Source organism: Paracoccus sp. (in: a-proteobacteria) (assembly GCF_046289755.1).
Classification (GTDB): Bacteria; Pseudomonadota; Alphaproteobacteria; order Rhodobacterales; family Rhodobacteraceae; genus Paracoccus.
Genome location: NZ_JBKBVD010000079.1, coordinates 1 through 10,029 on the forward strand (window position 1 = coordinate 1; position 10,029 = coordinate 10,029).

Annotated in this window: 18 protein-coding genes and 1 pseudogene; 18 read left to right on the top strand and 1 reads right to left on the bottom strand. The window is 64.0% G+C overall.

Annotation, left to right across the window (positions count from 1 at the left end):
* Positions 1 to 212: pseudogene (gene tuf / locus ACK41U_RS18200) on the top strand (elongation factor Tu); the annotation flags it as partial.
* Positions 213 to 274: 62 nt separating this feature from the next.
* Here tuf and ACK41U_RS18205 read toward each other — a convergent pair.
* Positions 275 to 1,552: a glycosyltransferase 61 family protein gene (locus ACK41U_RS18205; RefSeq protein WP_409683357.1), complete on the bottom strand. Its 1,278-nt coding sequence runs from the start codon at positions 1,550 to 1,552 to the stop codon at positions 275 to 277.
* Positions 1,553 to 1,830: 278 nt separating this feature from the next.
* Here ACK41U_RS18205 and rpsJ point away from each other — a divergent pair, with 278 nt between their 5' ends.
* From rpsJ to rplF, 17 genes are all read left to right on the top strand, one after another.
* The gene (rpsJ, locus tag ACK41U_RS18210) at positions 1,831 to 2,139 is read left to right on the top strand and encodes a 30S ribosomal protein S10 (protein ID WP_042247848.1); all 309 of its coding nucleotides are present in this window, start codon (positions 1,831 to 1,833) and stop codon (positions 2,137 to 2,139) included.
* 11 nt (positions 2,140 to 2,150) lie between these two features.
* Entirely contained in the window at positions 2,151 to 3,041 is an 891-nt protein-coding gene (rplC, locus tag ACK41U_RS18215; protein ID WP_277019978.1) for a 50S ribosomal protein L3, read from the top strand.
* A complete protein-coding gene (rplD, locus tag ACK41U_RS18220; protein WP_136857776.1) occupies positions 3,041 to 3,661 on the top strand; it encodes a 50S ribosomal protein L4 in 621 nt (206 codons plus the stop codon). The genes rplC and rplD overlap by 1 nt, the downstream gene beginning before the upstream one ends.
* The gene (locus ACK41U_RS18225) at positions 3,658 to 3,954 is read left to right on the top strand and encodes a 50S ribosomal protein L23 (protein ID WP_136857775.1); all 297 of its coding nucleotides are present in this window, start codon (positions 3,658 to 3,660) and stop codon (positions 3,952 to 3,954) included. The genes rplD and ACK41U_RS18225 overlap by 4 nt, the downstream gene beginning before the upstream one ends.
* Before the next feature lie 95 nt (positions 3,955 to 4,049).
* Complete coding sequence (gene rplB / locus ACK41U_RS18230; protein WP_409683364.1) at positions 4,050 to 4,889, top strand: 50S ribosomal protein L2; 840 nt, start codon at positions 4,050 to 4,052, stop codon at positions 4,887 to 4,889.
* A gap of 3 nt (positions 4,890 to 4,892) precedes the next feature.
* Positions 4,893 to 5,171: a 30S ribosomal protein S19 gene (gene rpsS / locus ACK41U_RS18235; RefSeq protein WP_131574401.1), complete on the top strand. Its 279-nt coding sequence runs from the start codon at positions 4,893 to 4,895 to the stop codon at positions 5,169 to 5,171.
* 5 nt (positions 5,172 to 5,176) lie between these two features.
* Positions 5,177 to 5,557: a 50S ribosomal protein L22 gene (gene rplV, locus ACK41U_RS18240; RefSeq protein WP_042247864.1), complete on the top strand. Its 381-nt coding sequence runs from the start codon at positions 5,177 to 5,179 to the stop codon at positions 5,555 to 5,557.
* Entirely contained in the window at positions 5,557 to 6,267 is a 711-nt protein-coding gene (rpsC, locus tag ACK41U_RS18245; protein ID WP_136857773.1) for a 30S ribosomal protein S3, read from the top strand. The genes rplV and rpsC overlap by 1 nt, the downstream gene beginning before the upstream one ends.
* A gap of 13 nt (positions 6,268 to 6,280) precedes the next feature.
* The gene (gene rplP / locus ACK41U_RS18250; protein WP_045982159.1) at positions 6,281 to 6,694 is read left to right on the top strand and encodes a 50S ribosomal protein L16; all 414 of its coding nucleotides are present in this window, start codon (positions 6,281 to 6,283) and stop codon (positions 6,692 to 6,694) included.
* Between the two features lie 192 nt (positions 6,695 to 6,886).
* On the top strand, positions 6,887 to 7,093 hold the full coding sequence (gene rpmC, locus ACK41U_RS18255; RefSeq protein ID WP_136857772.1) for a 50S ribosomal protein L29: 207 nt from the start codon (positions 6,887 to 6,889) through the stop codon (positions 7,091 to 7,093).
* Positions 7,094 to 7,105: 12 nt separating this feature from the next.
* Positions 7,106 to 7,351, top strand: a complete 246-nt coding sequence (gene rpsQ, locus ACK41U_RS18260; RefSeq protein ID WP_409683371.1) for a 30S ribosomal protein S17 — start codon at positions 7,106 to 7,108, stop codon at positions 7,349 to 7,351.
* A 77-nt stretch (positions 7,352 to 7,428) separates the two neighbouring features.
* On the top strand, positions 7,429 to 7,797 hold the full coding sequence (gene rplN, locus ACK41U_RS18265) for a 50S ribosomal protein L14 (RefSeq protein WP_022708219.1): 369 nt from the start codon (positions 7,429 to 7,431) through the stop codon (positions 7,795 to 7,797).
* On the top strand, positions 7,797 to 8,102 hold the full coding sequence (gene rplX, locus ACK41U_RS18270; protein ID WP_042247882.1) for a 50S ribosomal protein L24: 306 nt from the start codon (positions 7,797 to 7,799) through the stop codon (positions 8,100 to 8,102). The genes rplN and rplX overlap by 1 nt, the downstream gene beginning before the upstream one ends.
* The gene (rplE, locus tag ACK41U_RS18275; protein ID WP_136857769.1) at positions 8,102 to 8,662 is read left to right on the top strand and encodes a 50S ribosomal protein L5; all 561 of its coding nucleotides are present in this window, start codon (positions 8,102 to 8,104) and stop codon (positions 8,660 to 8,662) included. Before rplX ends, rplE begins: the two co-directional genes overlap by 1 nt.
* Before the next feature lie 19 nt (positions 8,663 to 8,681).
* Complete coding sequence (gene rpsN / locus ACK41U_RS18280; RefSeq protein ID WP_409683376.1) at positions 8,682 to 8,987, top strand: 30S ribosomal protein S14; 306 nt, start codon at positions 8,682 to 8,684, stop codon at positions 8,985 to 8,987.
* A 10-nt stretch (positions 8,988 to 8,997) separates the two neighbouring features.
* Positions 8,998 to 9,396 (top strand): 30S ribosomal protein S8, encoded by a 399-nt coding sequence (gene rpsH, locus ACK41U_RS18285; protein WP_211243727.1) that lies wholly within the window; start codon positions 8,998 to 9,000, stop codon positions 9,394 to 9,396.
* Positions 9,397 to 9,406: 10 nt separating this feature from the next.
* Positions 9,407 to 9,940, top strand: coding sequence for a 50S ribosomal protein L6 (rplF, locus tag ACK41U_RS18290; protein WP_136857766.1), 534 nt, complete (start codon positions 9,407 to 9,409; stop codon positions 9,938 to 9,940).
* Positions 9,941 to 10,029 lie beyond the last annotated feature (89 nt).

The window sequence follows — 10,029 nt, forward strand, 5'->3', positions numbered from 1 at the left end:
CCAACTATCGCCCGCAGTTCTACTTCCGCACGACGGACGTGACCGGCACCGTCAAGCTGCCCGAGGGCACCGAGATGGTCATGCCCGGCGACAACCTGAAGTTCGAGGTCGAGCTGATCGCCCCGATCGCCATGGAAGAGAAGCTGCGCTTCGCCATCCGCGAAGGCGGCCGCACCGTCGGCGCAGGTGTCGTGTCCAAGATCATCAAGTGATCTGACCCACAGACAGACGGAAAGGGCCGCCCAAAAGGGCGGCCCTTTTTGCGTTTGGGCCGTCAGGCCACGCCCATCCGGGCAAGGACCGCCGACATCCGGTCCAGCGTGGCGGCGCGGTCGATGTCGCTGCGCGCCAGAATCGCGTCGCGCCACAGCTGCGCATCGCGGGCCTCTGCCGCGGCAAAGCGGTCGCCGTCCCAATGCGGGGCCAGGTCCACCCCGTGCTCGCGCAGGATGCCGAACAGGCGCTGCGGCGCAAGGAAGGTGACCCCATGGGGCAGCATCTCGGACCCGCCCAGATGGATCGGGGCCGCAAAACCGCGGATCACCGGGGCGTAGTCCAGCCGGGTGCAGCGCGGCTGCAGCTGGGCGCGGGCCATGGTGCTGTGCGGCCTGCGGCGCAGCACCAGGATGGTCTGGTCCACCCGGCCCAGCAACTGGCGTCCGTGCATCGCCGAGCCTTCGGCAAAGATCAGCAGCCGCGCCCCGGCATAAAGCGCCATCTGGCGCATCAGCCCCTCGCGGCCGGGGTCCATGATCGCCACCCCGGCGGCGCGCAGGGCGTCGACCAGGGCGGCCTCGCCCGCATGGGCGCCGCTGCCGCGGGGCAGCTGCCCCATGCGGGTGACATACAGCGCCCGGTTCGGGACCGGCACCAGCCCGTGCAGCCCCGGCAGCCGGTCCAGCAGGTCCAGATGCCAGTCGGGCGGGGGGTGGGCGCTCATGTGTTCGGTCTGAGGGGTGACCATCAGGCGGCCTGCCACCATCGGTCGCGTGACCAGGCGAACCCGGTCGGGGCGCAGGCCGAACCAGGCGGTCATGTCCCAGAAATAGCCCGGCACCTCGCGGCCCAGCTTGCCGGGCGGCAGCAGGAACAGCGCCTCGGCCCCGGGGTGGTGATACAGCGCGCCGGGCAGGCGGTTCAGATGCTCGGCCGCGAGGTGGCCGAAATGGAACAGGCAGCGACCGCCCCAGATGACCGGGCGGTCCAGCCGCGGCCCGGGCCTGCGCGCGGGCGTCGCGTTGATGTCGGCGGGGGTGTCGTGGATCAGGTGGCGGACCACCGGCGTCGTGTCGAAATCGGGCCAGACGGGTCCGCCGTCGGACAGGACCTCATGGTGCAGGCGGCGGGCCGGCACGACGGGAATGTCGTCCAGCAGCAGGGGCGGGGGAACGGGCAGGCCGGGCGTCGCCCTCCGCCAGTCGATCGGCGCGATGGTCGAGGCCGGGCGCGCCGCCGCGCCGGGCAGCCGCCCCAGCACCGCCACCCGCGCCTGGCGCAGGGCGTCCAGCAGCGCGGGCCTGCGCCGGATCATGCCGATCAGCCTGTGTCGCATATCCGGTCCCCCCGCAGCCTTGCGCGCCCTGCGCGACATAGCGCCCGGCCCCGGGACGCACAATCGCCAGGATAGGCACGCCATGCCTTGACCTGCGGGGGGCAAGCCGTTAAGGCAGCGCAATCGTGACCGGTCTGATGCCTGATGGCAAGAATCGGTCGCCTTGTCACGGGCCGCCACCCAAGGGCGGCCTGCTGTTATTTTTACGGTCCGATGCTGGCCCCGCGCGGTGCGATGTCAGCCTCTCGACTGGAACTCCCCGCAAGAGGGATGTCTTTATGCAAAGCCAGAATATCCGGATCCGGCTGAAGGCCTTCGATTACCGCGTGCTGGATGCCAGCACCCAGGAGATCGTGAACACGGCCAAGCGCACCGGCGCGACCGTCCGCGGCCCGATCCCGCTGCCGAACAAGATCGAGAAATTCACCGTCCTGCGTGGTCCGCACATCGACAAGAAGTCGCGCGACCAGTGGGAAATCCGCACGCATAAGCGTCTGCTGGACATCGTCGACCCGACCCCGCAGACCGTTGACGCCCTCATGAAGCTCGACCTCGCCGCCGGCGTGGATGTCGAGATCAAAGTCTGAGGAGGCAGATCATGTTGCGTACTGGTATCATCGCCAAGAAACTGGGCATGACCCGTCTGTTCCTAGAGGACGGCCGTCAGGTTCCCGTCACCGTCCTGCAACTGGACGGTCTGCAGGTCATCGCGCAGCGCACCGCCGCGACCGATGGCTATACCGCCGTCCAGCTGGGCGCCGGTGAGGCAAAAGCAAAGCGCACGACCGCAGCCATGCGCGGTCACTTCGCCAAGGCCTCGGTCGCGCCCAAGCGCAAGATCGTGGAATTCCGCGTCGCGGAAGAGAACCTGATCAACGTCGGTGAGGAAATCACGGCTGACCACTATTTCTCGGGTCAGTATGTGGACATCGCCGGCATCTCGATCGGTAAGGGCTTTGCGGGCGCGATGAAGCGTCACAACTTTGGCGGTCTGCGTGCCTCGCACGGCGTGTCCGTCAGCCACCGTTCGCACGGTTCGACCGGCCAGTGCCAGGACCCCGGCAAGGTGTTCAAGGGCAAGAAGATGGCAGGTCACCTGGGTGCCGTCCGCGTCACCACGCAGAACCTGCAGGTCGTGCGCACGGACAGTGACCGTGGCCTGATCATGGTCAAGGGCTCGGTTCCGGGCTCGAAGGGTGGCTGGGTCACCGTCAAGGACGCCGTAAAGAAAGCGACGCCCGAGAACCTGATCTATCCGGCCGCTCTGCGTTCCGCCGCGAACGAGGCCAAGCGTCTGGCTGAAGAAGCCGCCGCCGCCGCCGCCGCCGAGGAAGAAGCAGCCCGCGAGGAGGCCGCCCGTCTGGCCGCCGAGCAGGAAGCCGCCGCCCTGGCCGAGGCCGAAGCCTCGATCCAGTCGGACAAGGACGCCGTCGATCCCAACGCGGAAGAGCCGGCCTCCAATGACGACGCGCCGGAAGGAGACAAGTGATGAAACTTGATGTGATCAAGCTGGATTCCGGCGCAGCCGGGTCGATCGATCTGGCCGACGACATCTTCGGTCTGGAGCCGCGCGGCGACATCCTGCAGCGCGTCGTGCGTTGGCAGCGTGCCAAGGCGCAGGCCGGCACCCACTCGGTGCTGGGCCGGTCCGAGGTCAGCTATTCGACCAAGAAGATCTATCGCCAGAAGGGCACCGGCGGCGCACGCCACGGGTCCCGCAAGGCGCCGATCTTCCGCAAGGGTGGCGTCTACAAGGGCCCGACCCCGCGGTCGCATGCCTTCGATCTGCCCAAGAAGGTCCGCGCCCTGGGTCTGCGTCACGCGCTGTCGGCCAAGGCCACCGCGGGTGAACTGGTGATCATCGAGGATCTGAACCTCGCCGACGCCAAGACCGCAGCCGTCGCCAAGGCCGTCCGCGAGAACGGCTGGAAGCGCGTGCTGGTGATCGACGGTGCCGAAGTGAACGAGAACTTTGCCCGTGCCGCCCGCAACATCGAAGGCGTGGATATCCTGCCGTCGATGGGTGCCAACGTTTATGACATCCTCAAGCGTGATACCCTGGTCATCACGCGCGCTGGTGTCGAAGCTCTGGAGGCTCGTCTGAAATGAGCGCGAAAGCCGAACATTACGACGTGATCGTCAAGCCGATCATCACCGAAAAGGCCACCATGACGTCCGAGAACAACGGCGTCGTGTTCCAGGTTGCCAAGGATTCGAACAAGCCGCAGATCAAGCAGGCCGTCGAAGCCCTGTTCGGCGTCAAGGTGAAGGCGGTCAACACCACCATCACCAAGGGCAAGACCAAGCGCTTCCGCGGCCAGCCCGGCCGTCGCAGCGACGTCAAGAAAGCCTATGTGACGCTGGAAGCCGGCCACACCATCGACGTCTCGACCGGTCTCTGATAACCGGACGCGATCAGGCCGCCCCGGAGCGATCCGGGGCTGCCGCATTTGACTGAAACGGACCTCCTCGGTCCAAAGCAACGGAAGACAGAAAGATGGCATTGAAGTCGTATAAGCCGACGACGCCTGGCCAGCGTGGGCTGGTTCTGATCGACCGTTCGGAGCTTTGGAAAGGTCGCCCGGTCAAGAGCCTCACTGAGGGTCTGACCAAGAAAGGCGGCCGGAACAACACCGGACGGATCACCATGCGTCGCCAGGGTGGCGGCGCAAAGCGCCTGTATCGCATCGTCGATTTCCGGCGCACCAAGTTCGACATGGCGGCCACGGTCGAGCGGATCGAATACGATCCCAACCGCACCGCCTTCATCGCGCTGGTCAAGTACGAAGACGGCGAGCAGGCCTATATCCTGGCGCCGCAGCGTCTGGCCATCGGTGACAAGGTCGTCGCGGGTTCCAAGGTCGACGTAAAGCCGGGCAACGCCATGCCCTTCAGCGGCATGCCGATCGGCACGATCGTCCACAATGTCGAGCTGAAGCCCGGCAAGGGCGGCCAGATCGCACGTTCGGCGGGCACCTATGCCCAGTTCGTGGGTCGTGACGGCGGCTACGCCCAGATCCGCCTGTCCTCGGGCGAGCTGCGTCTGGTGCGTCAGGAATGCATGGCCACCATCGGTGCCGTGTCGAATGCCGACCACTCGAACCAGAACCTCGGCAAGGCCGGTCGCAACCGCCACAAGGGCATCCGCCCGAGCGTTCGCGGCGTCGCCATGAACCCGATTGACCACCCGCATGGTGGTGGTGAGGGTCGCACGTCGGGTGGCCGCACGCCGGTCACGCCCTGGGGCAAAGACACCAAGGGCAAGAAGACCCGCAGCAACAAGGCGACCGACAAGTACATCTTGCGTTCGCGCCACGCGAAAAAGAAGGGGCGTTGATCCATGGCACGTTCTGTTTGGAAAGGCCCCTTTGTTGACGCCTATGTGCTCAAGAAAGCGGAAAAGGTCAAAGAATCTGGCAAGTCCGAGGTCATCAAGATCTGGTCGCGTCGTTCGACCATCCTGCCGCAATTCGTGGGCCTCACCTTTGCTGTCTACAACGGGCACAAGCATATCCCGGTGAATGTCAGCGAAGAGATGATCGGCCAGAAGTTCGGTGAATATTCGCCCACGCGGACCTATTACGGTCACGCCGCGGACAAGAAAGCGAAGAGGAAGTAATCGTCATGGGTAAGGAAAACAATCCGCGCCGCGTGGCGGAGAACGAGGCCTTCGCCAAGACGAAGATGCTTCGCACCTCGCCGCAGAAACTGAACCTGGTCGCGCAACTGATCCGCGGCAAGAAGGTGGACAAGGCCCTGGCCGACCTGACCTTCTCGCACAAGCGGATCGCCGGTGACGTGAAGAAATGCCTTCAGTCCGCCATCGCGAATGCCGAGAACAACCATGGTCTGGACGTCGACAACCTGGTCGTCGCCGAGGCCTGGGTCGGCAAGAACCTGGTGATGAAGCGTGGCCGTCCGCGGGCACGTGGCCGCTTCGGCAAGATCATGAAGCCGTTTTCGGAAATCACCATCAAGGTGCGCCAAGTCGAGGAGCAAGCGTAATGGGTCAGAAGGTCAATCCGATCGGCATGCGCCTGCAGGTCAACCGCACCTGGGACAGCCGCTGGTATGCCGACGACAAGGACTATGGCAATCTGCTGCTTGAAGACCTGAAGATCCGGGACTTCATCCACACGGAAGCCAAGCAGGCCGGCATCAGCCGCGTCATCATCGAGCGTCCCCACAAAAAGTGCCGCGTGACCATTCACGCAGCGCGCCCCGGTGTCATCATCGGGAAAAAGGGTGCCGACATCGAGACCCTGCGCAAGAAGCTGGCGAACTTCACCGACAGCGAACTGCACCTGAACATCGTCGAAGTGCGCAAGCCCGACGTCGATGCGCAGCTGGTCGCCGAATCGATCGCTCAGCAGCTGGAGCGTCGCGTGTCGTTCCGCCGCGCCATGAAGCGTTCGGTCCAGAACGCCATGCGCATGGGTGCCCTGGGCATCCGCGTGAACGTCGCCGGCCGTCTGGGTGGTGCCGAGATCGCGCGGACCGAGTGGTATCGCGAGGGCCGCGTGCCCCTGCACACCCTGCGGGCCGACATCGACTATGCGCTGTCCGAGGCGACGACCCCTTACGGGATCATCGGCGTCAAGGTGTGGATATTCAAGGGCGAGATCATGGAACATGATCCCCAGGCCCATGACCGCCGCGCCGCCGAAGCCCAGGAGGGCCCTGCCCCCCGCGGCCCGCGCCGCGACGCCCGGTAAGGAGTAGAGAACAATGCTGCAACCGAAACGGACCAAGTTCCGCAAACAGCACAAGGGCCGCATCCACGGCGAGGCGAAGGGCGGTTTCGACCTGAACTTCGGCTCGTTTGCCCTGAAGGCGACCGAACCCGAGCGTGTGACCGCGCGTCAGATCGAGGCGGCACGCCGCGCGATCACGCGTCACATGAAGCGTCAGGGCCGCGTCTGGATCCGGATCTTCCCGGATGTCCCGGTCTCGTCCAAGCCCACCGAAGTCCGGATGGGTAAGGGCAAGGGTTCCGTCGACTTCTGGGCGGCCCGCGTCCACCCGGGCCGGATCATGTTCGAGATCGACGGTGTCAACGACACCATCGCCCGCGAGGCCCTGCGCCTTGGCGCGATGAAGCTGCCGGTCCTGACCCGCATCGTCGCCCGCGAAGACTGGTAAGCGGCGACCCGGAAGGGTCATCGCGACGGGGCCCCGCCGAGCGATCGGCGGGGCCCCTGCGTTTTGTGGCAATCGGGCTTGCCAAACGGGCGCACAGCCTGTATGCGCAGGCCTTCATCACGAAACTCCACCGGAATCAGGGTGGCCCTGGGCATCAGGGGCTCTCCGGTGATGTTGAAAGGAAGACGCGTCATGGACGCCAAAGAACTGCTCTCGAAGACGCCTGACCAGCTGAAGGATCAGCTGGTCGCGCTGAAGAAAGAGGCCTTCAACCTGCGCTTTCAGCAGGCCACCGGCCAGCTGGAAAGCACTGCGCGCATGCGCGTCGTCCGTCGTGACGTCGCCCGCGTGAAGACGATTCTGAACCAGAAAGCGGCCGACGCCGCGGCCTCGAACTAAGGAGCCCGGTCCATGCCCAAACGCATTCTGCAAGGCCGCGTCACCAGCGACAAGAACGAACAGACGATCACCGTCATTGTCGAGCGCCGCTTCAAGCATCCCGTGCTGCACAAGATCGTGCGCTCGTCCAAGAAATACCGCGCCCATGACGCGGAGAACCAGTTCAAGATCGGTGATCTCGTTCGCATCGTCGAATGTGCCCCGATCTCGAAGACGAAACGCTGGACTGTCCTGACGGACGAAGCGGCTACCGCCTGAAGTCCATCATCACAGATCAGAAATGATCGAAACCCTGGGGTCGGCGAGGCCGGTCCCCAAAGGTCGGGAGAAACCAAATGATCCAGATGCAGACCAATCTGGATGTTGCTGACAACTCTGGCGCACGCCGGGTTCAGTGCATCAAGGTCCTGGGTGGTTCGCACCGTCGCTATGCGTCGGTGGGCGACATCATCGTCGTGTCCGTCAAGGAAGCCATCCCTCGGGGCCGGGTGAAGAAGGGGGACGTCCGCAAGGCCGTCGTCGTTCGCACCGCCAAGGAAGTGAACCGTGAAGACGGTACCTCCATCCGCTTCGACCGCAACGCCGCCGTCATCCTGAACAACCAGGGCGAGCCGGTCGGTACCCGTATCTTCGGGCCGGTCGTGCGCGAGCTGCGCGCGAAGAACTTCATGAAGATCATCTCGCTTGCGCCGGAGGTGCTGTAATGGCTGCCAAGCTGAAAAAGGGCGACAAGGTCGTCGTGCTGGCCGGCAAGGACAAGGGCAAGCAGGGTGAGATCACCGCTGTCATGCCCAAGGACAACAAGGCCATCGTGGACGGCGTGAATGTTGCCATCCGCCACACCAAGCAGTCCCAGAACAGCCAGGGCGGCCGCGTGGCGAAGGCCATGCCGATCGACCTGTCGAACCTGTCGCTGATGGACAAGGACGGCAAGGCAACCCGCGTCGGCTTCCGCATGGAAGACGGCGGCAAGGTCCGCTTTGCCAAGACCACGGGAGACGTGATCTGATGCTGGACGACGCAAAGTACACGCCCCGCCTGCGTGCGGTGTTCAACGACACCATCAAGGCCGCGCTGAAGGAAGAGTTCAGCTACAAGAACGACATGCAGATCCCGCGTCTGGACAAGATCGTCCTGAACATGGGTGTCGGCGAGGCCGTCAAGGACACCAAGAAGGTCAAGCAGGCAGCAGACGAGCTGTCGCTGATCGCCGGCCAGAAGGCCATCATCACCTATGCCAAGAAGTCGATCGCCGGCTTCCGCGTGCGTGAGGAGATGCCCCTGGGCTGCAAGGTGACCCTGCGCGGCGACCGGATGTACGAATTCCTGGACCGCCTGATCAACATCGCACTGCCCCGCGTCCGCGACTTTCGCGGCGTAAAACCGACGTCCTTCGACGGCCGCGGCAACTATGCGATGGGCCTGAAAGAGCACATCGTGTTCCCGGAGATCAACTTCGACAAGGTCGACGAAGTTCTGGGGATGGACATCATCATCTGCACCAACGCGAAGACCGACGCGGAAGCGAAGTCGCTGTTGAAGCATTTCAACATGCCGTTCACCAGCTGATCGCGGAGGGAAAGAAGATATGGCAAAGAAATCCATGGTCGAGCGCGAGAAGAAGCGCGAGCGTCTGGTGAAGCAATACGCTTCCAAGCGTGCTGAACTGAACGAGGTCATTCATGACCAGTCCCGCCCGATGGAAGAGCGGTTCAAGGCTACGCTGAAGCTGGCCGAGCTGCCGCGCAATTCGTCGGCCGTGCGCCTGCACAACCGGTGCCAACTGACCGGTCGTCCGCATGCGTATTACCGCAAACTGAAACTGTCGCGGATCATGCTGCGCGAGCTGGGCTCGCAAGGTCAGATCCCCGGCCTGGTCAAGTCCAGCTGGTAAGGGGGCATATATCATGATGAACGATCCTCTCGGCGATATGCTGACCCGCATCCGCAATGCGCAGATGCGCGGCAAATCGACCGTCCGCACCCCCGCCTCCAAGCTGCGTGCCTGGGTTCTGGACGTGCTCAAGAACGAAGGTTACATCCGCGGCTACGAGGAAGTGACCACGACCGAAGGCCACAAAGAGCTGGAAATCGGGCTGAAATACCATGACGGAACGCCGGTCATCCGGGAACTGTCGCGTGTGTCGAAGCCGGGTCGCCGGGTCTATGCCGGGTCCAAGGAAATCCCGCAGGTCCGTCAGGGCCTGGGCGTCTCCATCGTCTCGACTCCCAAGGGCGTCATGACGGATGCAGCGGCTCGCACTGCCAATGTCGGCGGCGAAGTCCTCTGCACCGTGTTCTAAGGAGGGCAGAATGTCTCGTATTGGTAAGAAGCCGGTCGAACTGCCCAAGGGCGTGACGGCCGAGATCAAAGGTCAGACCATCGAAGTGAAGGGGCCGAAAGGCACCCGTCACTTCACGGCGACCGATGATGTGGACCTGGTGCTGGAAGACGGTTCGGTTGCGGTCAAGCCGCGCGGAACGTCCAAGCGTGCGCGCCAGCAATGGGGGATGACCCGCTCGATGATCGAGAACCTGACCGTGGGCGTGTCCACCGGGTTCAAGAAAGAGCTGGAGATCCAGGGCGTGGGTTACCGCGCGACCATGCAGGGCAAGGACCTGAAACTGGCCCTGGGCTATTCGCATGACGTGATCTTCGCGGTGCCGGAAGGCGTCACGGTCTCGTCTCCGAAGCAGACCGAAATCGTTGTGGAAGGCATTGACCAGCAGCTTGTTGGCCAGGTCGCAGCGAACATCCGCGAGTGGCGCAAGCCCGAGCCCTACAAGGGCAAGGGAATCCGCTACAAGGGCGAGTTCGTCTTCCGCAAGGAAGGCAAGAAGAAGTAAGGGGCGCATGAAATGGCACTGAAAAAGCAAGAGCTGTTCCAGAAGCGCCGCCTGCGCGTTCGGAACAAGCTGCGGGCGATGTCGAACGG